The following is a 23,465-nucleotide window of genomic DNA, read 5'->3' as shown; positions in this document are numbered from 1 at the left end:
GAATAGATTAAAGAAACGGTTTAATATAGAGAGGTGATAATATGCCTAATAAGAAAAATATTGAAACGGTTGCGCATCTTAAAGAGAGAATTGATTCTTGCGCTGGGCTTGTATTCTTCGATTATAGAGGAGTAAATGTGGCTCAACTTACCGATTTAAGACGCGAACTGTCAAAAACTTCTTCCTCTATAAAAATATGTAAAAACTCTTTGGTAGATATTGCCTTAAAAAATTTAGGCAGAGAAGTAAAAGACGAGATGTTTATCAATCCTACGGCGGTTGTTTTTGCAAAAGAAGATATGCCTGCAGCTGCTAAAGTGATTAGCGAAGCCGCTAAAAAGAACGATAAAATAAAAATCAAAGGCGGTTATATGGGAGCGGATTTGCTTGACTCGGCTAATGTCGAAGTTGTAGCTAATATTCCGCCAAGAGAAGTTTTGCTTTCTCATTTGGTTACGGCTTTACAATCGCCTATATCAAGTTTGGCAAATTCTCTACAAAGCGTTATATCGGAACTTGCTTATACGCTTGATTCTGTGGAAGAAGAAAAAAAGAAATCGGCTTAATAGCTGAAAAAATAATTAAATTAAAAATTAAAAAAATTAAGGAGTAAAAAAATGGCTTTAAGTAAAGAAGAGATACTACAAGCGATAGAAGAGATGAAAGTTATAGAGCTTCATGAATTGGTTGAAGCTATTAAAGAAAAATTTAATGTAACCGCTGCTATGCCCGTTGCGGCTGTAGCGGCTCCTGCGGCTGGCGGTGGCGCTGCGGCTCCTGCGGAAGAAGAGAAAAACGAATTCGATATAATTCTTACGGGATTTGACGCGGCTCAAAAAATAGCGCTTATTAAAGAGGTTAGAGCGGTTAGTGGTTTAGGTTTAAAAGAAGCTAAAGACGCCGTTGAAAAAGGCGGAGAGACAATTAAGTCTGGAGTTTCTAAAGACGAAGCTGCCGCTATCAAAAAACAATTAGAAGCTGCTGGCGGTAAAGTTGAAGTTAAATAATAAAAAACGATTAAAATTTAAGGAGGGTATTATGGCTTTTACCCTTCTTAATTCTTATATTAAAATACAAACTAATTAAAGCTACAATGCGGAGACATTTTTAATATGGCTAATAACATTCAAATAGACAATAAAGTATATAAAGAAAGAGGAATAGAGTTCGCTAAAAAATACAGAATTGAAAACGGACGAGTAAATTTTTCACATTCGGCATCGGTTTTAGAACCTCCCGATTTTCTTGCTATACAAAAAGAGTCATACAATAGTTTTCTTCAAAAGGATGTTCCTGAAAACAAAAGAAAAAACGAAGGATTGCAAGAAGTTTTAAACTCTATATTTCCTATAGTCGCTACAAATGAAAAAATGCAAATAGAATTTATTTCATATTCTATAGGAGAGCCTAAAATATCCGAAAAAGAGGCGAGAAGAAGAGATAAAACTTACGCTTATCCTTTTAAGATAAAAGTTCAATTAACGGTTAGAGACCCTGAAATGATAGTCGAACAGGAAATTTTTGTAGGCGATATTCCAGCTATGACGGATAGAGGCACTTTTATAATAAACGGAGCGGAAAGAGTCGTAGTTTCTCAAATTCACAGGTCGCCAGGCGTAGTATTTAATAGAAGCGATAGAGACGCTATGTTTGTAGCAAAAATAATACCCGAAAGAGGAACTTGGCTTGAGTTTGAACTTGATACTAAAAAAGATATAATGTATGTAAGAATAGACAGAAAGAAAAAACTTCCCGTTACGGTATTTTTAAGAGCTATAGGAATTACAACCAACGAAGAAATTTTAAAATTATTCTATACGGTTGATAAAATTTCATTAACTAAAATGTCGGATGAAGCTAAAAAAGAAGCTTTGATAGGAAGACGCTCATATTCAACGGTTTACGATACGGAAAATCCAGAAGAGATTATATTAAATCCAGGCGAGCTTATAAATACAAACCTTGCCGAAAGGCTTTTAATGAGCGGAATTAAAGAAGTTGAAGTTTTGAATATGGAAGCCATTAAAGATAATGTAACTATAATCAATACTTTAGATAAAGACGCTACAAGAAATCAAAAAGAAGCCTGCGCAAAAATATATAATGTAATAAGACCTGGAGAGCCTGCTTTATTAGACACTGTGGTTAAAATATGCAATGATTTGGTATTTGATTCTAAATCTTACGCTTTGGGAGATGTCGGAAGATATAAAATAAATAAGAGACTTAATTTTCCTGAAAACGAACAGAGCAAAGTTTTAAGACATGAAGATATAATTGAAACGATTCGCTTTTTAATAAAAGTTTTCATAAACGAAGAACAGCTTGACGATATAGACCATTTGGGAAACAGAAGAATAAGAAGCGTTGGGGAGCTTTTGGCTATTCAAATGAAAACGGGATTTACGAGATTGGAAAGAATAGCAAAAGAGAGAATGCAAATGCAACAATCCGAAAGCGGAGCTATTACTCCTCAATCTTTGGTAAGCATTAAATTAGTGCAGTCGGTTTTGAAAGAATTTTACGGAACGAGTCAATTATCGCAATTTATGGACCAAAATAATCCTTTAGCCGAAATTACGCATAAAAGAAGATTAAACGCTTTAGGACCTGGCGGACTTACGAGAGATAGAGCGGGATTTGAAGTGCGCGATGTTCATCATACTCATTACGGCAAAATATGTCCTATTGAAACTCCAGAAGGTCCGAATATTGGGCTTATAGTTTCGCTTGCAACTTACGCGAGAATAAATAAGCATGGATTTTTAGAAGCTCCTTATAGAAAAGTTATTAAAGGCAAAGTGACGGACGAGATAGAATATTTGACGGCTCATGACGAAGAGAGATTTCATATTGCAGACGCGAACGCTCCTATAAACGAAGACGGAACTTTTAAGGAAAATCTTATTTCTACAAGATACAGGTCCGAATTTCCTTATTCGTCTCCCGAGCAAGTTCAATATATGGATGTTTCGCCTCAACAGATAGTTTCGCTTTCAAGTTCTTTAATACCGTTTTTAGAGCATGATGACGCAAACAGAGCTTTAATGGGAAGCAACATGCAAAGGCAGAGCGTTCCTCTTTTATTTCCAGAAGCTCCGATAGTCGGAACGGGAGTCGAAGCTAAAATATGTCAGCCTGGAACGGGAATAGCTTTGCATGCTAAAAGAGCGGGAAAGGTTATAAAAGTAGTTAATAATGAAATAGTTATTAAGCCGAATAAACAAAACGATAAAGACGATTTCGATATTTACGAACTTATAAAATATCAAAGAACAAACCAAGACACTAATTTTCATCAAAGACCAGTAGTTAATGTCGGAGATTCCGTTAAAGCAGGAGGACTTCTTGCGGATGGACCGGCTACCGATAACGGAGAGCTTGCTTTGGGAAGAAATGTTTTAGCCGCTTTCATGATATTTGAAGGATATAATTTTGAGGACGCTATTCTTTTAAGCAAAAGATTAGTTCAGGAAGATGTATTTACTTCGATTCATATAGAAGAGTTTTCGGTTGAAGCGAGAGAGACGAAATTAGATAAAGAAAATATTACGAGAGATATTCCTAATGTTTCGGATTCCGCATTTAAGAATTTGGATGAAAGAGGAATAGTTAGAATCGGAGCTAAAGTTAAAGCGGGAGATATTTTAGTTGGAAAAGTGACTCCCAAAGGCGAGACGGAAATTACTCCAGAATATAGACTTCTTCATTCTATATTCGGCGAAAAGGCGAGAGATGTTAAAGATACTTCTTTGAGAGTGCCTCATGGAAAAGACGGAACTGTTATAGATGTTAGAGTTTATAGCAGAGAAAACGGAGACGAATTAAAGCCTGGAGTAGAAGAGGTTGTAAAAGTATTTTTAGCTAAAAAACGAATAATACAAGAAGGCGATAAAATGGCAGGGCGTCATGGAAATAAAGGAGTCGTTGCAAGAATAATGCCTATAGAAGATATGCCTTTTTTAGAAGACGGAACTCCTGTAGATATATGTTTAAATCCTTTAGGCGTTCCTTCTCGTATGAATATAGGGCAGGTTATAGAGATGTTGCTCGGATGGTCGGGTTATAAAATGGGATTAAAATACGCTTGTCCCGTATTTGAAGGACCTAAAGAAGACGCTTTAAAAGAGGCTATGATTGCAAGCGGAATGAATCCAAGCGGTAAGGTTAAGCTTTATGATGGAAGAACGGGAGAGCCTTTCAAAAATGAAGTTGCCGTAGGTTATATGTATATGCTTAAATTAAATCACCTTGTAGAAGATAAAGTTCATGCAAGAAGCACTGGACCTTATTCTTTGGTTACTCAGCAGCCTTTGGGAGGAAAATCTCAATTCGGCGGACAGAGACTCGGAGAAATGGAAGTTTGGGCTTTAGAAGCTTATGGAGCTGCTAATATGCTTCAAGAGTTTTTAACCGTTAAATCGGACGATATGACGGGAAGAGCAAGAATATACGAATCTATCGTTAAAGGCGATGTTATATCCTCGCCTGGAATACCAGAAAGTTTTAATGTTTTGGTTCAAGAATTAAGAGGATTGGGATTAAATATCACAATTCACGATGAGAAAGGAAATAAATTGCCTTCAACCGAAAAAGAATTAAAACAAAAATCGAAAAAACAAACTAAAATTTTTAAATAAAATAGGAGAAGTTTAATTATATGCAATTCACAAACTTTGACCAAATAAAAATTAGCGTGGCAAGTCCTCAAGTTATGAGAGAATGGAGCTATGGAGAGGTTAAAAAACCAGAAACTATTAATTATAGAACTTTACGCCCAGAAAGAGACGGGCTTTTTTGCGAAAAAATATTCGGAACTACAAAAGAATACGAATGTTATTGCGGAAAATTTAAAAGCATTCGTTATAAAGGCGTAGTTTGCGATAAATGCGGAGTTGAAGTTACTCACTTTAAGGTTAGAAGAGAGAGAATGGGGCATATAGAATTGGCTGCGCCTGTGGCTCATATATGGTATTATAGAAATACGCCTTCAAGAATCGGGCTTCTTCTAAATATAAATATGTCTCATTTAAGAAGCGTTCTTTATTTTGAAAGATATATAGTTATAGAGCCTGGCGAAAGCACTTACTCTAGAGGAGACCTTCTTACCGAAGACGAATATAACGAATGTTTAGATAGATTCGGAGACAATATAAAAATAGGAATCGGGGCGGAAGGCATAAGAGATATGCTTAGAGATATCGATTTGGACGAAGAGATAAAAAAGCTCAGAGCGGAGATGATTAAAAAGGGAGAAAAGAGCGATAGAAGATTAAGAAAAAGATTAGAAATTTTTGAGGATTTTAAATCGAGCGGAAACGACCCTTCTTGGATGATTTTAGATGTTGTTCCCGTTATTCCGCCAGAATTAAGACCTATGGTTCAACTTGATGGCGGAAGATTTGCAACAAGCGATTTGAACGATTTATACAGAAGAGTTATAAATAGAAATATTCGCTTAAGAAGATTATTGGTATTAAGAGCGCCCGATATTATAATAAGAAACGAAAAGAGAATGTTGCAAGAAGCCGTTGACGCTTTATTTGACAATAGCAGAAGAAAGAAAGTCGTAAAAGGACCTGGAAACAGAGCTTTAAAATCTTTATCCGATATGCTTAAAGGAAAGCAAGGACGATTTCGTCAAAACTTATTAGGTAAAAGAGTCGATTATTCTGGGCGTTCTGTTATCGTTGCTGGACCGAGTTTAAAAATGCATCAATGCGGACTTCCTAAAAAAATGGCGGTTGAATTATTTAAACCTTTTATAATGAAAAAATTGGTTGAAATAAACAGCGCTCATAATATTAAAAGCGCAAAAAGATTTGTCGAAGAAGGCAGAGAGGAAGTTTGGGGCGTATTGGAAGAGATAGCTAAAGAGCATCCCGTTTTATTAAACAGAGCGCCTACTCTTCATAGATTGGGAATTCAGGCTTTTGAGCCAGTGCTTGTCGAAGGTAAAGCGATTCAGTTGCATCCTTTAGTTTGTCATGCTTATAATGCGGATTTTGACGGCGACCAAATGGCAGTTCATACTCCGCTTTCTGCAGAATCTCAAATCGAGGCTTGGACTTTAATGCTCGCTCCTCATAATATACTTAATCCCGCTAATGGAGAGCCTATCGTAAATCCTACGCAAGATATAGTTCTTGGAATAAATTATTTAACAAAATTAAGAGCGGGAGTTAAAGGCGAGAATAAAATATTTTCTTCTTCAAAAGACGCTTTGCTTGCTTACGATAATAATTTAGTAAAGCTTGAAGCGAGAATAAAAGTTTTAATGAAAAATAATAAAACGGGCGAGGAAGAATTTATTGAAACTTCGGTTGGTAGATTAAAATTTAATAATGTAATTCCTGAAGATTTTAGATATCAAAATAGAGATTTCAACAGTAAGGATTTGACAAAATTTATTCATGAAGTTTATTTAAAACATGGAACTTCCACTACGGTAAATATGCTTGACGATATTAAAGAGCTTGGTTATAAGAGCGCTACTGTATTCGGTTCTACGATTTCTATAGAGGATATTGTAATTCCTCCAATGAAGAAAAATGAAATTGAAGAGGCGACTAAAAAATTAGAATCTCTTCAATCTCAATATATGGACGGTATTATTACAAATGACGAAAGAAGCCAAAAAGTTATTGACTTATGGTCTTCTGTTTCGGATAAAATTTCTGACGCTATGATGGATAATTTAAGAAAAGACCAAGACGGATTTAACCCCGTTTATATAATGGCGGATTCGGGAGCGAGAGGAAGTAAACAGCAAATAAGACAGCTTGCAGGTATGCGAGGACTTATGGCTAAACCTTCGGGAGATATTATAGAACTTCCTATTATATCCAACTTCAAAGAAGGGCTTACGGTTCAAGAATATTTTATTTCAACACATGGAGCGAGAAAAGGACTTGCCGATACTGCTTTAAAAACTTCAAGCGCGGGATATTTGACGAGAAAATTAGTCGATGTGGCTATTGGAGTTGTCGTTTCAGAGCCAGATTGCGGAACGGTTAAAGGTATTGTAGTTGAAGCTATAAAATCGGGAGATGAAGTTATAGACCCTTTAAAAAATAGAGTAGTAGGATTTTTTAGCAACGAACATATTTATCATCCGATTACTAAAGAGCTTATATGTTCTGCAAATACGGAGATAACCGAAGAGATTGGCGATATAATAGAAAAAGCGGGAATTGAAAAAATAAATATAAGGCATCCTCTAACATGCGAAAGCAGAATGGGAGTTTGTCAAAAATGCTATGGAAGAAGTTTATCGACAAATAACCTTGCGGCTATAGGAGAAGCGGTTGGAGTAGTCGCCGCTCAAAGTATAGGACAGCCAGGAACTCAGCTTACAATGAGAACTTTCCACATTGGAGGAGTCGCTACGCAGTCGGTTGAAGAGAATGAGGTTAAAGTTAATTATCCTATTTATATAGAGCAATTATCGGGATATGTTTTACAGCCTAACGGAGTTAAAATTACGGCAAGAAAAGGCGATTTGAAAATTAGAAGAGTTTTAGATAAATGGGAAATAAGTAACATAAAAGATATATTATTTGAAAACAATTCTAAAGTTCTTATAGGCGATGTTATAGCCAATACAAAAAACGGCGATGAGATAAAATCTACTTATAACGGAACATTTAAGATAACTGACGATAATAAATATATAATGATAACGGGAATAGAGCATAATGTCGGCATTAAAGTCGGAAGCGAATATAGAGTTGATGAGCATACATTTATTGAAGCGAATACAATTTTGGCAAGTTTTGACGCTTATAACGAGCCGATAATCGCCGAAAAAGGCGGAATCGTAAGGTATCAAGATATTATTTTAGGCAGAACTATGGTTGAAGAGATAGACGAGCAGACGGGAAATAAAACTCATATAATTCAAGAGTTTAAAGACGAAAAAATGCAGCCTAAAATACTTATAGTAAGCGAAGGCGACACTTTTGAAACCGATATTCCAAACGGCGCTCAACTTATGGTTGATAATAACGCTAAAGTTGAAGCGGGAGAGGTAATAGCGAAAATAACGAGAGTTCAACAAAAGAGTAGGGATATTACTGGAGGACTTCCAAGAGTTACAGAATTACTCGAGGCTCAAAAACCTAAAGATGCCGCGATTATAGCGGGAATTGACGGAGAGGTTGAAATCGGAGGCTCTCATAAAGGTAAAAAAGTAGTAAAAATTATAAACGAATTTGACGAGACTAAACATTTAGTGCCTCATGGAAAAATGCTTTTGGTTAGAAATGGAGACCATGTGGAAACAGGCGCTCAGTTATGCGCGGGTAAAATAAATCCTCATGATATTTTGGAGACTAAAGGAGATTTGGCTCTTCAAACTTATTTGCTTGATGAAATACAAAGCGTTTATAAACAACAAGGAGTTGGAATTAACGATAAACATTTTGCGCTTATAATTAGGCAAATGTTAAGAAGACTTGAAATTACAGACCCAGGCGATACTAAATATATTGTAGGGCAGTATGTCGATAAATACGAATTTGAAGAAGAAAATAAAAGATATGAAGAAGCGGGAGGTTCGCCTGCAAGCGGTAAACCCGTTCTTTTAGGACTTACTAAAGCTGCACTTAATACGGAAAGTTTTATATCTTCGGCGTCTTTCCAAGAGACTACGAAAGTTTTAACTAACGCAGCAATTAAAGGCAAAATTGATAAATTGCTTGGATTAAAAGAAAATGTTATAATAGGGCATTTGATACCTGCAGGAACGGGAGTTAAACTTTATAATAAACTTCATGTATATAATAAGAAAAGCGGAGATTTAGAGAAAGTCGAAAGCGTAGATTTATCCGCCCCTAAAGAAGAGGATATTATACAGATAACTGTTTAATATTTTGTATAAATTCGACTAAATTTTTAAAATTGACCTTTTTAATTGCGGATTGTTACACCTTCACTTCGTTCGGCTCGCAATGACAGTGTTTATTTAATGCATCAAAGAACGATGCAAAAATTTTAAATGAATTTAAATTAGAGTTGAGTTGCAGAATGCAACTATTATGTTTTGTTTATTAATAATTCTACTTATCATACATCCTTAATTTAACAAACTTTTTTAAAAAGTCAAGCATTTTTTTAAGCTTAATTTTTATTGTATTAATTGATAACTTTATTTATTTATCGGATTGTTAATTTATAAATTTTAATTCTTATGAAAAATAATATAAACTATTCTGATAATTTATTTTCTGCTTCTCTCAATACTTCAAATATTGCGGCGCTATTATTCGCTCTCGCTATATCTCTCGGGTATTTTCCATCGTTATTTCTTATTTTAGTGTTCGCTCCTTTCAATACCAACTCCCCTACAATATCTATATTCCCCGAAATAACCGCTAAATGCAAAGCCGTGTTTCCTACTTTATTTTGAATATCTAAATTCGGATTTTTTTCTAATAATAATTTAACTACCGAAAGTTGAGAATTTAAAGCAGCGGTATGCAAAGCCGTGTTTCCGTTTATATCTACCGCGTTTATATCGACGTTTCTTGTAAGCAAAATTCTAACTACATTATCAAGCCCCAATCTTGAAGCCGTCTTTAAAGGAGTGTCAGCCCAAGAATCTCCATTCGTATAATTAACATTCGCTCCATTTTCAATTAAAATTTGAAGCAAATCCATATTGTTTTGAGCTATCGCATATCCGATTAAACTTACTCCATCTTGCATTAAACTATTTACATTCGCTCCGTTTGTTATTAAAAATTTTGTAAGTTCCATATCTCCGCTTTCAATCGCTATATTCAAAGGAGTAAATTCGTCTTCGTCCGCATAATTAATATTTGCTTTATTGTCGATTAATAGTTTCATTATATTAATTCTACTTTCGACTATTGGGCTTTTAATTGCAATCAATAATTCGTCTTTAATTTTCGCTTTATTTTCCAATAATAATTTTGCAATTTCAATATCTCCGTTATTTACCGCATAACTTAAAGCGCTCCATCCTTCAAAATCTATAGCGTTTACATCCGCTCCGTTTTCAATAAGTATTTTTGCAGTATCGATATAAGAATTTCCAACGGCTATTATTAAAGGAGTTTTTCCTTCCAAAGAATCGTTTATAAGTTTTTTATCGACTTTGTCTATAATCATTTGCATTATTTTAGCGCTATTTTGAGAAAGACTTTCTAAAAGTTTTAAATCTACCGCCGAAATATTTTTATTGTTATTAAATTTTGAACCCGAAGCCGCCATTAAAATATTTCCATAAATATCGCTTTTGCCCGCATTTTCTATACTCGCTCCTTTATCTAAAAAATATTCAACTAATTTAAGATTTAAAGATAAAACGGCATCGTATAAAATCGTTCTTTTGCTTTCTTCGTTTTCGTAAAAAATTTCATAATTAATATTCGCTCCATTTTCAACCAAATATTTAATAATATTTTCATCACTATTTTCTATCGCATAACTTAAAATATAAGATTCTCTCTTTAAGTCAAAATTATTATCTAAAAGAATTTTTATCATATTTAGATTTTTATTTTTAACGGCGCAATATATAGGATATTTTTCAAAATCTTCTCCATAATAATATCCGTAAATATTCGCTTTGCCTTCTTTAATTAGAAGCTCTACAATTTTTGGTTTATTTTCTTCTATTGCCAATACGAGAGGCGTAATTCCGTCAAAAGTCGCTATTTCTACATAGGCGTTATTTTCTATAAAGAATTTTACGGCTTTAATATTGTTATGTTTTATCGCTTGATATAATCCGCCTATATCTTCATCGCCCGTTTGATTTATATCTTTTCCGTAATTTAAAACTAATTCTTTAATTATTTTATCGCCGTATTTTTTAGCGTAAATTTCCGCATCGTAGACTTCGTAATTTTCAGCCATTTTATTTAAACTCGATTTTCCGCCTACAAATAAGAATATTCCAATAAGCAGTCCCGCTCCTATTAAGAAAACTAATACTATAGCTGCGACAATTACTCCGACTTTGAAAACAAATTTTTTGCTTTCTTCGTTATTAATTCGATTATTCATTTTTAGCCTTTATTTTAATTTTTATAATTATAACATATTTCATATTAATTAAAAGTAAAAATATTGACATATATAAAATTAGTTATAAAATCTTTGTCGAATTATAAAAATATTTTGGAGATTAAAATGCCTTTTGCAATATTTATGCTCACTTTTTCAGCATTCGGAATAGGAACAAGCGAATATATAATAATGGGTTTATTGTCGGAGATTGCGGAAGATTTAAATATTACTATTCCTCAAGCTGGCTCTTTAGTCACAATGTATGCAATGGGAGTCGTTGTCGGAGGACCTTTGCTTGCAATTCTTACGATGAAACTCTCAAGAAAAATTGCATTACTATCTTTAATGTTTATGTTTATAATAGGCAATATTTTATGCGCGTTATCGACAAGTTATTATTTCTTAATGGTTGCGAGAGTTTTTGCTGCTTTATGTCATGGAACTTTTTTTGGAATAGCCTCCGTTGTAGCGGCGGGAATGGTAGACGAAAATAAAAAATCTCAAGCTATAGCTTTAGTTTTTATGGGCGTTAGTTTGGCAAATATTTTGGGAGTTCCTGTTGGCACTCATATCGGCGAACAATTTGGATGGAGAGCGACATTTTGGCTTGTTAGCGCTATAGGAGTTTTATCGGTTTTGGCTTTATTAAAATTTATTCCATCAAATCTGCCAATGCCGAGCGGAGACATTATAGGAGAGTTTAAAATTTTAAGACATAGAAGAGTATTTATTCCTCTTATTTTATCCGTTCTAACTTCCGCAAGTTTATTTACAATATTTACTTATATCGACCCAATTCTGCAAAAAGTTACTATGGTTAATAAAGCCACTGTAGTAAAAATATTATTTTGGATAGGAGCGGGGCTTTCAATAGGAACTTTAACGGGAGGAAAACTCGGAGATAAAAGTTTAATAAAATCTTTAATATCAATTATGTTTTTAATAGTTATTATACAAATTATAATGCTATTCGTTAATACAAAAATTATGCCTATGATTGCGACTCTATTTGCATGGAGCATAACGGGATTTGCCATTTGTCCTATGCTTCAGGCTTTGGTTGTAGAACAGGCAAAAGGCGCTCCAAATTTAGCTTCGACTTTTAATCAAAGTTCTTTTAATTTAGGAAACGCAATCGGCGCGAAATACGGAGGACTTCTCATACATTATGGAATCGCTTATAAAAATTTATCGATATATGCGGCTATTATAATGATTATAGCGATTATTTTGACTTTATATTTTAGGCATTACATAAAACATAGAAAAACTAGCTAATGATTTATAAATTATATAAAAATTAATTTTGTTATTTACGCTTAATTATAAATTCTAAAATCCATTTCGGGAAATATATCGTCTCGCCATTCTAATTTGCTTAACCATTCTTCGTTTAAATCTCTGTTTTTAATAGCGTAATATAAATCGGTAAATCTTTTCAAATATAATTTTGTCGTATTAACGGCGTATTCCACCATAGTTCCAGTATGCATTATAAAAGCCCAATCGCTACTTTGAGCAAGCAAAAGTTCTCTCGCCGCTTGATTTAAAGCTCTTTCATAAAGTCCCGTTTCATTATAATAATTATGAGCAAGTTCAATCATTCTTTCTGCAGCTTTATGCAAATGCCTATATATCCAACCGTTAGTTCCGTTAAGCCAAACTTCTCCATATCCGTTAGCTCCCCAACTCGACATTGAAGGCATAGATATTTGATTTACAGGATGCCTTTCTAAATATTCTTTAGGCGTTATAGTTTCTATTATATTTTGGTCGAAATGAATTTTTCTCATTAAGAATTCTATAAACATAGGTCCTTCATACCACCAATGCCCAAATAATTCCGCATCATAAGGCGAAACTATAATTGGCGGTCTATCCATAACGGAAGCTAAATATTCAATCTGCTTTTCTCTATTAAACATAAAATTGCCCGAATGCTCTCCCGCAGCGTCCATAGCGGCTTCAGGATTATAAGGTTCTTTCGGACAATCTTTTCCCGTAATTCTATAATATTTAATTCCCGTATTTTTTCTTAAACCGTTACTTTGAATAAAATCTTTAATATATTCAAAAGGCAAATCGTAACCTATATCTCTGTAAAATTCTCTATATCTAAAATCGCCTGGATAACCGACTTCGGCGCTCCAAACGCTTCTTGAACTTTCAATATCTCTTCCAAATGCCGCGACTCTACTTTCTCTCGAACAATATAAAGGAGCGTAAACTCCATATTTTGGCACTTTATCAGCATGCATTATTCCATGCGTGTCGACAAAGAAATATTTAATTCCGTTATTTGCTAAATGTTTTTCAAGTCCTGGAAAAAATCCGCATTCTCCAAGCCATATTCCCGTAGGTTTTCTGCCTAAATGTCTTTCATGAGTTTTAACCGCCATTCTTAATTGCGCTTCTATGGCGTTAGGATATTCCTGCATAAAAGGAAAAAATCCATGCGTAGCTCCGCAAGTTATTATTTCTAAATTTCCTCTTTCTAAAAAATATCTAAATCCGTTTAATAAATTTTTATTATATTTGTAAACGAATATATCTCTTATTCTATAAAATTTATCTCTATAAACTTCGGCAGTATGATGAAAATTTGGGTCTAAAGAAGTTCTCTCGCATTCCATTTCCGCCAATTTTATTAACTTCTCTATATGCTCGACATATCTATTTTGAAGAAGTTCATTTGCAAGCATATTCATAAGAGGAGGCGTAACGCTCATTGTGATTTTAAAATTTACTCCGTCATTAACCAATCTATCATAAGCGTCAAGCAAAGGAATATAAGTTTCCGTAATTGCCTCGTATAACCATTCTTCCTCTAAAAAATTTTCATGCTCGGGATGTCTCACATAAGGCAAATGTGCATGCAATACTAAAGCGAAATAACCTTTCGACATATATTATCCTTAAAAATTATTTTATATATATTATTATAATAAAATATATTAGTTAAATCAATACTTTATAAGATAATTTTTATAATTTTTTATTATGATAAAATTTTAAGATTTGCAAGACGGACAAATTCCCAAAAATACAATATCATGTTTTATAATTTCCATATCGTTTTCTTTTGAAGCGGTTTCGTCTAAAAAATTTTGATATTTCATAGGCATATCGAATAATTTTTTACATTTATCGCATTGAAAATGATAATGCTCTTCCGTTTTATGGTCGAATCTCACGGCATCGTCTATTATCGATATTTTTTGTATATCTTTATTTTCAGAAAGTAAATTTAAATTTCTATAAACCGTTCCCAAACTTATAGAAGGAAAATTTGGCTTTATATGATTATAAACCTCTTCCGAAGTAGGATGATTTTTTAATTCTCTAACGGCGTTTAATATAACCTGTTTCTGTATCGTATTTCTTGTATTATTCATAACAAACCTTAATTATGTTAAATAATAATTGATAATTAATATTATTTAGTAATATATTATATTTTATAATATTTGTCAATATGTTAAAATATAGTGGTAAAATTTTAATATATTTACATAAAAACGATTATAATATATTCTATTTATAATTATTAAGGTTCAATAAATATGATATACGATAATGATTTGATAAAATCCTCGCTTATTTCAATGAGAGAATTTTTAATTGATTTAAGAAGAGATATACATAAACATCCCGAATTAGGTTTTGAAGAAATAAGAACTATGGAAAAAATTTCTTCTATTCTTAATTCTTTAAATATACAACATAAAACTAAAATCGCCAAAACGGGAATAATAGCCGACATTGAAGGAATCGATAAAAATTTTACAATAGCTTTTAGAACGGATATGGACGCTCTTCCAATGGACGATTTGAAAAGAGATTTGAAATGCGAATATTCATCGGAAGAAAAAGGAAAATGTCATGCCTGCGGACATGATGTTCATATTGCAATTTTAACGGGAATTGCAAAATATTTTTCTAAAATAAAACCGCCATGCAATATTAGATTAATTTATCAGCCCGCCGAAGAAACTACAGGCGGAGCAAAACCTATGATAGACGAAGGCGCTTTAGATAATGTTAATATTATTTACGGTTTGCATGTTCGTCCCGAAATAATGGCAGGACAAATAAGCGTAAAATATGGCGTTATGTATGCAAGCTCAAATATGTTCGATATTAAAATTTATGGCAAAGCGTCTCACGGAGCAAAATCTTACGAAGGAATAGACGCTATAATAATTGCCTCAAATATTTTAAATCAATTGCATAATTTTGTGTCCGCTTTTACCGATGGAAGTACGAGATTGCATATCGGAACTATAAAAGGAGGAAGCGCGAGAAACATAGTAGCCGATTTCGTTCAAATGGAAGGAATAATAAGAATGTTATGCAATGACGAAACAAGAAATAAAAGATTATCAATGATAGAAAAAATTATTTTAAATACCGCAGACTCTTTTAATGCAAAAGCGGAGTTTATAAATATGCCTTCTTATCCCGCTTTAATTAATCATACCGAAGCGGTAGATATTATTAAAGAAAACGGTTTTAATATATTGGGAAAAGAAAATGTTTTTATAGAAGAAAATTCAAATATGACAACGGAAGATTTTAGTTATTATCTTCAAAAAGTTTCGGGAGCTTTTTTTAGTTTGGGAGTTTCAAATAAAAATATAAATATTCCTATTCATAACGGTTTATTCGATATTGACGAAAGAGCTATTAATATAGGAGTTAATATGCAAATAGCTAATGTATATAAAACTTATAATAAAAAAGATTTGTTTATTAAGAAATAAAAAATTAAAATAAAATATTTTAAAACAAGGAGATTAATATGTCATCACTATTTAAGGGAGCAGGCGTAGCCCTTATAACGCCATTTACAAAAGACGGACAGGTTAATTATAAAAAATTAGCCGAGCTTATCGAGTTTCAAATATCAAATAAAGTTGACGCTATAATTGCAGCTGGAACGACAGGAGAGAGCGCAACTTTGACGAGAGAAGAGAGAATTGAAGTTATAAAATTCTGCATAGAAGTGACGAATAAAAGAACTATGCTTATAGCTGGAACGGGAACGAATGTCACGGCAACTGCGGTAGAACTTACAAAAAAATCTTACGAATACGGAGCGGATGCGATTATGGCGGTTACTCCTTATTATAATAAAGGAAACGATAGCGGACTTATAGATTATTTTACTCAAATAGCAAACGCCGCAAAATGTCCGATTATAATGTATAATGTGCCTTCAAGAACGGGAGTTAAATTGCCAATTTCTGTGATTAAAAAATTATCGGAAGTTTCAAATATAGAAGCGATAAAAGAAGCGAGCGGAGATATAAGTTATACGGCTGATATAGCGAGCGAAGTTCCTAATTTAGATTTATATTCTGGAAATGACGATATGGTGACTCCTATATTAGCTTTGGGAGGAAAAGGAGTAATATCTGTAACAAGCAATATTGTTCCTAGAGAAAATCATGATATGGTTATGAATTATCTAAACGGAAACATTAAAGAAGCGATTAAAACTCAAATACATTTTATAGATTTAATAAGAGCTATGTTTATAGAAGTTAATCCCGTGCCTATAAAATATGCAATGAATATAATCGGTTTTGAAGTTGGAGATTGTCGTTCGCCTTTAGGACCTTTAAGCGAAAAAAATAAAGAGCATGTAAAAGAGATAATAAAAAAATACGGAGTAAAAAAATGAATACGATTAAAATAATTATTCATGGAACGGGAACAATGAGTTCTATTTTAAAGAATGTAATTGAAACCGAAAAAGATTTAGAAGTGTCGGGTTTTGCTGACGATTTGACTAATGAAAAAGGCGATATAATAATAGATTTTTCTCATTTTTCGAGAATTCCAAATATGCTTAATTTTGCAGTTAATAATAATATTCCGATAGTAATTTGCACTACGGGTTATGACGATAAAATATTGAGTCAAATTAAAGAAGCGTCTTCAAAAATTCCAATTTTGCTTTCGTCAAATACTTCTATCGGCATAAATTTAATGAATGATTTAGTTTCAAAAATGGCGGAAAATCTTAATGGATTCGATATTGAGATTATAGAAACGCATCATAATAAAAAAGTCGATTCTCCAAGCGGAACGGCTAAAACTTTATTTAATGCGATAAATCAAACTTTGGAAAATAAAATGAATTTGATTAACGGACGGGAAGGAAATCATAAAAGAGATAAAAACGAAATCGGTATGCATTCTATTAGAGGCGGTTCGGTTGTAGGCGAGCATAGAGTTATATTTTACGGAGACGATGAATCTATTGAAATAAAACATTCGGCTATGTCGAAAAAAATATTTGTTTATGGAGCTATAAAAGCTGCAAAATTTTTGATTGGAAAGAAACCAAATCTTTACGGCATGAAAGATGTTTTATCTTAAAAATTTAAATATTATAACTTAAGCGGTTTTTATGCCGTTTAAGTTTATATTATATTGCATTATTTTTTATTATTACTAAAACCGTAAACACTAAAATATCTAACTTGAATATCCTCAATATCGTCTTCTATATCTTTTAAAAAGAATTTTAAGTTAAGTCCGATTAAATAATTATTATTCAAAGCTATAAATCTTTCTTTTTTGTTATCGGCTTTCAAAGAATAATCGTTCACTATCATATTAACATCTATATGGATATCGGAGAGAATATAACCGTCTTCTAAAATTTCAGTAGTTATCAAAACAAAATTATTTAAATATTCGTATTCAGCATAAGCTCCAGAAGCTAAAGAATATTTTTTTAATTCGGTATTATCAAGAAAATTTTCAACTCCTTCTTTAATAACTTTCTCAATATTTTTATCTTTATAAATTTTTTCTCTAACTTCTTCTTTGCTTATTCTTCCGCAGGAATTTTTAATATTATTAATATCCATATTTTCTAAAGTTCCCATAATTATTATTCGCTCCTATTATTAAATCGTTAATTCTATTTTATTATTTTCTGGGTCTAATATAACGCTTTCATAATATCCGTCTCCTGTAGTTCTTGGATTTGAAGATATTATATAACCGTCATTTTTTAATTCTTCCGTCAAACTATCGACTTTATATTTGCTTCCAACCGAAATTGCAATATGAGCAAAACCGTAAAAATTATTTTCTTTATTCAATTCGTTTATATCTTTTATATTCATTATTTCTATTTTAGAACCGTTTTCAAATGAAAGAAAATAAGATTCAAAACCTTTTTTATTATTAATATATTTATCGTTGCATTTGCAATTAAAATATTTTACATAAAAGTTTTTTATATTTTCTATATCTTTAACCCAAATAGCTATATGAGAAATATTCATTAAAATCTCCTAATTATTATTTATTTAAAATCGCTTCGCCTTCGGAGTTAAATTTTATTCCGCTGTTTGGAAAATCCAAATCTGCATAATTATTTAATTTTTTTATCGCTTCGTTTGAAGAATCAACGCTTGGAATTCCTCCGTTTATAAGTTTAATCGGAATCACTTTAGCCGAATTTATTTTTAAATTGTCGTTTAATGTAATTTGCAATATCGCGCTTATTCCGTTATTTCCCGCCAAAGAAAATTGTTTATAGCCTACAAAATTTCCAAGAGAATACGCTATAAAAGAATTATTATAAATTTCCATAGCTCTTAAAACATGAGGACCATGCCCGATTATTAAATCCGCCCCCGAATCGCTTACCGCTCTTGCAAATTTATAAACATCTCCCCTGTTTTCTCCGTAAAACATTTCCGTAGTTTTTGGAACTCTATACATATTTCCGCCTTCGGCTCCGCCATGAAAACTCACGACAAGAAAATCGCATTCTTTTTTTGTTTTTTCAACCAACGTTTTTGCAGAAGTTATATCTTGAATAGAATTATTCGCGTAAGAAAAATAATAAAAAGCTAAAAATCCTATTTTTTTATTTTTAATTTCTATAATAGTAGCGGTATTTAAAATATTTCCGACTATTTTTATTTCCGCATTTTTTAGATATTCTTGAGTCTGTTTATAACCTTTATCTCCAAAATCTCTCGAATGATTATTAGCGACTGCGACTATATTAAAACCCGCTTCGGCTATTCTGTTTGCCATATAAGGAGGCATACGAAAAGAATAAGAATTTTTGCTTCTCTTTGACGACTGCGTATTTGTATTTGCTATCGCTCCTTCCAAATTTGCAAAATTAATATCTGAGTTTTTAAAATAATTTTCTACGCTTTTAAATATATCTTTGCCTTCGTTTGACGGCAAATAACTTTTATCGGGATAATCGCTTCCCGTCATTACATCGCCCACAAATGATAATATTATCTCGGCATTTAAAAGATTTACAAATAAAGAAAGTAATATAGAAATAATTATAATTTTTTTAATATTCATAGTTTATATTGTATAATTAAAAATATAAAATTACAATGTTTTATTTATATAATTATTTTGAAAAACCTCCGATTATGCTACTAACCAAAAATTTTCTAAATATAATAGATAATAATGCTGGCGGAAATATAGCAAGCAATCCAGCTGCGGTAGTTATTCCATATTTTATGCTATCTTTAGAGACAAATTCTGATGCTACTATAGATATAGGTTTAGTTTGAATAGAACTTGCAAAAATTAAAGGTATTTGAAATTGCCCCCAAGACATTAAAAATATTATAAGAAAAACGGATAAAATATTTTTAATAATTTTTATTATATTTAATATTATAACATAAATTATAGTTATAAATTTAGAAAGTATCCGAATATTTTATATATATTTTTTCTAAAATAATATATAATAATATAATCATATTTTTAATGTTTTGTATTTTATAAATAATAACTTTATTTTGTAAGGAGAGAAAAATGAAAAAAGTATTTATTTTCGTTTTTATAGCAATTATTTTTTCTATTTTTGTATTTGCAGAAACTAAAAAAATAGCGTCTAATCAAGAGGCTATAGTTCCTTATAGACTTTTTAAAACGACAAATATGTGGAATTTTATTCAATTAGAGACGGCAACGGGAAGAATGTGGCAAATTCAATACGATATTAAGGGCGACAGTAGAGGAAGCGTTGTTATTAATGATAAAAATCTTGCCGAAAATAAAAAATCTATCGTTGGACGCTTTACTTTACATTCTACGGATAATATGTGGACTTTTATATTACTTGACCAAATAGACGGAGATACTTGGCAAGTTCAATGGTCATTTGAAGAAAGCGAGAGATTTATAATACCTATTAATTCTTTCGGTTATTAAAAAATAAGAATAATTTAAATAATAATAAATACGGTATATAATAATATAATCATATTTTTAATGTTTTGTAAATGAAGTCAATAAGATTTTTGTTAATATTTATTATAATATTTATTTCAATATTTAAAGGTTTATCGGCTCAAACCAATATTCAATCAGGGCTTTATATAGGAGCAAAATTAAACGGAAATTTTTTCCCGTATCTTGACGGAGGCGGCGAGATAAAATTATTTTATAGATTTATTTCGGATGTATTTCCTGGTTATATTTGGGAAGGAATTAAAACGGATTTAGGAATAAGCGATTATATTACCGCCGAAAATAATAAATTAACAATTTTTGTAGACACTTCGATTGTAGAATATTTTAATATAAACGCTAAATTGTCTTTTTTGAATTATTATACTTTTGCAAAAAGAGGATTTGTTAATTTTGAAAGCGTAAATCAATCTTTTGATACAAACGAATTAAACAACGCTAATAAATCAGAAAATATATCTTTTGAAGCCGAAATTACTCCGACATTTAAAGTAGAATTTTTAAAAATGCTTTTTGAAGGAAGAGGAATTATTTTACAAGCGGGATTAACTTTCAAATATGCATTTATTAAATACGGAAAATATCATTTGGATTATGATTTACTTCTTATAAGAGATAAAAACGATATTTCTTATAAACTTGATTCTATGCTTATATTTAATTTATATCCTTTGTCGGTTGGAATAAATTATATGCTCGCTTATATGAATAATACTAAACATTTATGGCAAACTATCGGCGCTTATGCTCATTTAGAATGGGAATTTATAAATAGAATATACACGGAAGCGAATTTAAAAATCGGACAATATATATATCATCCAATGTTTAGAGCGAGATTATATTTAGATATAAACGCTATGATGACTTTCAGAATAATATAATTATCTTATTTGTTTTATAAGTTTGCATATTAAATCCGCTTCGTTTTTTTGCAAAGTTGGATATATAGGCAAAGATATGCTATTTAAATAAGCTTTTTCAGTATTTGGGAAATCATCTTTCGGCAGATTCAAATATTGATGCAAAGGTTTAAATATCGGTTTTGCAACTTCCACTTTATGTCTTTCAAACATTGAAATAGTATCGTAAATATTCATCTCTCCGTTTAACATACAAACATATCTATAATAAGAAGGTTCTTCAGAATCATGCATTGAAAATTTGCTTAATTTACTTTCCAAAATTGCAGAATCGTAAAACGATGCGATATCTTTTCTAACTTCAATCATTCTTTCAATATGTTTAAACTCTTCCATTCCTATTGAAGCTTGCAAATCTGTAGCGCAATAATTGAATCTTGGAATAAAATTTTCTTTTTTGTCATAATGAATAATATCTCTTATGGCGTCCATTCCTTTTTTTTTCGTTAATATCATTCCGCCTGCGCCACCCGAAGTTATCATTCTAGTAGCCGAAAAAGAAAAATATGCAAAATCTCCGAAACTTCCCAAAAGTATATTTCTATATTTTCCTCCCAAACTATGCGAGGCGTCCTCTATAACGGGAACTTTAATATCGGCAAGTTCGTCAATCAAAGCGCAATTTCCGAACATATGCGAAACTATAATAGCTTTTGTTTTTTCATTTATCGCTTCGATTACATTATCCATCGATATTTGAAAACTGTCTTCGTCAATATCTATTAAAATCGGTTTCGCTTTTAAATTTACAACCGCTTGAAGAGGAGAGGCATTCAAAAAAGAAGACATTATTATCTCGTCTCCTTCGCCAATATTTAAATATCTTAATATAATTTCCAAAGCGCTAGTTCCGCTGCTTACAAATATTGCCGAAAAACCTTTGCCGAAATAATTTGCAAATGTTTTTTCAAATTCTTTTATAATATCGCCCGTAGCCAAATTGTCGCTAATCATTACTTTTAAGGCGCTTTCCAAATCTTTTTTTCTTATTGTAGGTCTCGAATGTCTTATCAATTTTATTCCTCGTTATTAATTAATTGTATTTATAATATATTAATTTAAATTTATTTCAATCTTTCGTTTATAAGTTCTTCTAATCTATTTAAAATTTTCTCTCTTCGCTCCCAAATATAATCAACCATAGAATCGTTAATTTTTATTTGATTTTGAAAAGCGTCAAATAATTTATCGTCTTTATTTAATCTTTCAACTTCTTTTAAAAGTTCCGAATTGTCTTCGCATGCTCTATAAAATAACAATGCATTTTTATTTATCAAATCTAACTCAATATTTTCATCTCCCGAATAAATCGGAATGCATCCCGCTTTGAAAGAATCAAATAATTTTTCCGTAATGTATCCATCGCTAATTGTATTTTCGGGACAAATATTAAATTTAAAATCTCTCAAATATTCTATTTTGTTATTATTAAATTCATTTTTCAAAGTGTCGTCATTGTGTAATAATTTTCCCGCGCATTTCACTTCGCCAATTTTATTAATTTTATTAAAAATTTCCGTTCTAATTTTCGGAATGTCATGGCTTGCAACGAGAGATGCAAATTTATTCTTTTTAGATTTTGCATTATTAATATTGTCTATTACCTTTTTAATATCGTTTTTTGTATAATTAAGGTTCAAAATACCCCCCCCTATAGTATTAAAATGATAATTTATCCAAATAGGAAATCTCACATAATTATTAAATTTATTTTCGTCCAATCTATCAAAGCCTAAAGACAAATCGACATCATTGACGCAATTATCAGAATATTCAGCCCAACTTTTGTCTATTGCATTTTTAGAAACGCATTCTCCCGTGTAAAAAATTTTAATTTTAGCTTTCGATTTATTTAAAAAATATCTTTTTCCTACGGGACCAAAAATTTCTATATCGGGTTTATAACTTATTTCTAAATCGTTTATATAATTATTTTTTATTACATTATAAAAATAATTGTTATAAAATTCTTTTTCGTCTATAATCCAATCGTTTCGCACGAAAAAAGTTTTTTTATTTCTCACTTTATTTTTATAAGTTTGATAATTAAGCCAATGGAAAAAATCTCTAGAAAAAACATTATCTAATAATTTCCATCTTGCCTTATCTCTTAAACTTCTTATTGGAATAAGCCATACCAAATAATGCACAAAATTTTTATTCATAAATACTCCAAATATTTGCAGAAAATTATCGTTTATTATAATTTATATTATAAATTATGTAAATAAAATTAAA

19 protein-coding genes are annotated in these 23,465 nt (G+C 31.5%); 10 read left to right on the top strand and 9 right to left on the bottom strand.

Going from position 1 to position 23,465, the window contains the following annotated elements; genetic code table 11:
• Positions 1-41 precede the first annotated feature (41 nt).
• The 4 genes from rplJ (at position 42) to rpoC (ending at position 8,869) form a co-directional block, all read left to right on the top strand.
• Positions 42-566 (top strand): 50S ribosomal protein L10, encoded by a 525-nt coding sequence (gene rplJ / locus EPJ79_RS04790; RefSeq protein ID WP_147544600.1) that lies wholly within the window; start codon positions 42-44, stop codon positions 564-566.
• A gap of 51 nt (positions 567-617) precedes the next feature.
• Positions 618-1,007 carry a 50S ribosomal protein L7/L12 gene (gene rplL, locus EPJ79_RS04785; protein ID WP_147557521.1) on the top strand — a complete coding sequence of 130 codons (390 nt, stop codon included), beginning with the start codon at positions 618-620 and terminating at the stop codon, positions 1,005-1,007.
• A 105-nt stretch (positions 1,008-1,112) separates the two neighbouring features.
• Complete coding sequence (gene rpoB, locus EPJ79_RS04780; protein WP_147738638.1) at positions 1,113-4,640, top strand: DNA-directed RNA polymerase subunit beta; 3,528 nt, start codon at positions 1,113-1,115, stop codon at positions 4,638-4,640.
• A gap of 20 nt (positions 4,641-4,660) precedes the next feature.
• Positions 4,661-8,869 (top strand): DNA-directed RNA polymerase subunit beta', encoded by a 4,209-nt coding sequence (gene rpoC, locus EPJ79_RS04775; RefSeq protein WP_147738637.1) that lies wholly within the window; start codon positions 4,661-4,663, stop codon positions 8,867-8,869.
• 338 nt (positions 8,870-9,207) lie between these two features.
• On the opposite strand, the gene EPJ79_RS04770 is transcribed toward rpoC, so the two are convergent.
• Entirely contained in the window at positions 9,208-11,034 is a 1,827-nt protein-coding gene (locus tag EPJ79_RS04770; RefSeq protein WP_147738636.1) for an ankyrin repeat domain-containing protein, read from the bottom strand.
• Between the two features lie 126 nt (positions 11,035-11,160).
• On the opposite strand from EPJ79_RS04770, the gene EPJ79_RS04765 reads away from it, so the two are divergent.
• The gene (locus EPJ79_RS04765; RefSeq protein ID WP_147738635.1) at positions 11,161-12,315 is read left to right on the top strand and encodes an MFS transporter; all 1,155 of its coding nucleotides are present in this window, start codon (positions 11,161-11,163) and stop codon (positions 12,313-12,315) included.
• 41 nt (positions 12,316-12,356) lie between these two features.
• On the opposite strand, the gene EPJ79_RS04760 is transcribed toward EPJ79_RS04765, so the two are convergent.
• Positions 12,357-13,943: a glycoside hydrolase family 57 protein gene (locus tag EPJ79_RS04760; protein WP_147738634.1), complete on the bottom strand. Its 1,587-nt coding sequence runs from the start codon at positions 13,941-13,943 to the stop codon at positions 12,357-12,359.
• 105 nt (positions 13,944-14,048) lie between these two features.
• Positions 14,049-14,432 carry a Fur family transcriptional regulator gene (locus EPJ79_RS04755; protein WP_147738633.1) on the bottom strand — a complete coding sequence of 128 codons (384 nt, stop codon included), beginning with the start codon at positions 14,430-14,432 and terminating at the stop codon, positions 14,049-14,051.
• 168 nt (positions 14,433-14,600) lie between these two features.
• On the opposite strand from EPJ79_RS04755, the gene EPJ79_RS04750 reads away from it, so the two are divergent.
• From EPJ79_RS04750 to dapB, 3 genes are read left to right on the top strand one after another with little or no spacing between them, the layout of a single operon-like run.
• Complete coding sequence (locus tag EPJ79_RS04750; RefSeq protein ID WP_147738632.1) at positions 14,601-15,800, top strand: M20 metallopeptidase family protein; 1,200 nt, start codon at positions 14,601-14,603, stop codon at positions 15,798-15,800.
• Between the two features lie 38 nt (positions 15,801-15,838).
• A complete protein-coding gene (gene dapA, locus EPJ79_RS04745) occupies positions 15,839-16,723 on the top strand; it encodes a 4-hydroxy-tetrahydrodipicolinate synthase (protein ID WP_147738631.1) in 885 nt (294 codons plus the stop codon).
• Positions 16,724-16,728: 5 nt separating this feature from the next.
• The gene (gene dapB / locus EPJ79_RS04740; RefSeq protein ID WP_147739608.1) at positions 16,729-17,424 is read left to right on the top strand and encodes a 4-hydroxy-tetrahydrodipicolinate reductase; all 696 of its coding nucleotides are present in this window, start codon (positions 16,729-16,731) and stop codon (positions 17,422-17,424) included.
• Positions 17,425-17,483: 59 nt separating this feature from the next.
• On the opposite strand, the gene EPJ79_RS04735 is transcribed toward dapB, so the two are convergent.
• Genes EPJ79_RS04735 through EPJ79_RS04720 form a run of 4 tightly spaced genes read right to left on the bottom strand, consistent with a single transcriptional unit; the run spans position 17,484 to position 19,663 of the window.
• Entirely contained in the window at positions 17,484-17,939 is a 456-nt protein-coding gene (locus EPJ79_RS04735; RefSeq protein ID WP_208745252.1) for a hypothetical protein, read from the bottom strand.
• 21 nt (positions 17,940-17,960) lie between these two features.
• Complete coding sequence (locus EPJ79_RS04730; RefSeq protein ID WP_021959796.1) at positions 17,961-18,344, bottom strand: VOC family protein; 384 nt, start codon at positions 18,342-18,344, stop codon at positions 17,961-17,963.
• 16 nt (positions 18,345-18,360) lie between these two features.
• On the bottom strand, positions 18,361-19,395 hold the full coding sequence (locus EPJ79_RS04725) for a CapA family protein (protein WP_147738630.1): 1,035 nt from the start codon (positions 19,393-19,395) through the stop codon (positions 18,361-18,363).
• Positions 19,396-19,447: 52 nt separating this feature from the next.
• Entirely contained in the window at positions 19,448-19,663 is a 216-nt protein-coding gene (locus EPJ79_RS04720) for an ABC transporter permease family protein (RefSeq protein ID WP_242003177.1), read from the bottom strand.
• A 203-nt stretch (positions 19,664-19,866) separates the two neighbouring features.
• On the opposite strand from EPJ79_RS04720, the gene EPJ79_RS04715 reads away from it, so the two are divergent.
• Positions 19,867-20,265, top strand: a complete 399-nt coding sequence (locus tag EPJ79_RS04715) for a hypothetical protein (protein WP_147527860.1) — start codon at positions 19,867-19,869, stop codon at positions 20,263-20,265.
• 71 nt (positions 20,266-20,336) lie between these two features.
• Positions 20,337-21,188, top strand: a complete 852-nt coding sequence (locus EPJ79_RS04710; protein ID WP_147738629.1) for a toxin A — start codon at positions 20,337-20,339, stop codon at positions 21,186-21,188.
• Here the strand turns inward: EPJ79_RS04710 and EPJ79_RS04705 are convergent, their stop codons facing one another.
• On the bottom strand, positions 21,189-22,241 hold the full coding sequence (locus tag EPJ79_RS04705; protein ID WP_147738628.1) for a DegT/DnrJ/EryC1/StrS family aminotransferase: 1,053 nt from the start codon (positions 22,239-22,241) through the stop codon (positions 21,189-21,191). It lies immediately after the preceding gene.
• A gap of 50 nt (positions 22,242-22,291) precedes the next feature.
• Complete coding sequence (locus tag EPJ79_RS04700; RefSeq protein ID WP_147738627.1) at positions 22,292-23,392, bottom strand: glycosyltransferase family 10 domain-containing protein; 1,101 nt, start codon at positions 23,390-23,392, stop codon at positions 22,292-22,294.
• Between the last annotated feature and the right edge of the window lie 73 nt (positions 23,393-23,465).

It is taken from the genome of Brachyspira aalborgi (assembly GCF_008016455.1).
Lineage (GTDB): Bacteria > Spirochaetota > Brachyspiria > Brachyspirales > Brachyspiraceae > Brachyspira > Brachyspira aalborgi.
The sequence above is the reverse complement of the archived record's forward strand: the minus strand, read 5'-3'. Positions and strand labels throughout refer to the sequence as shown.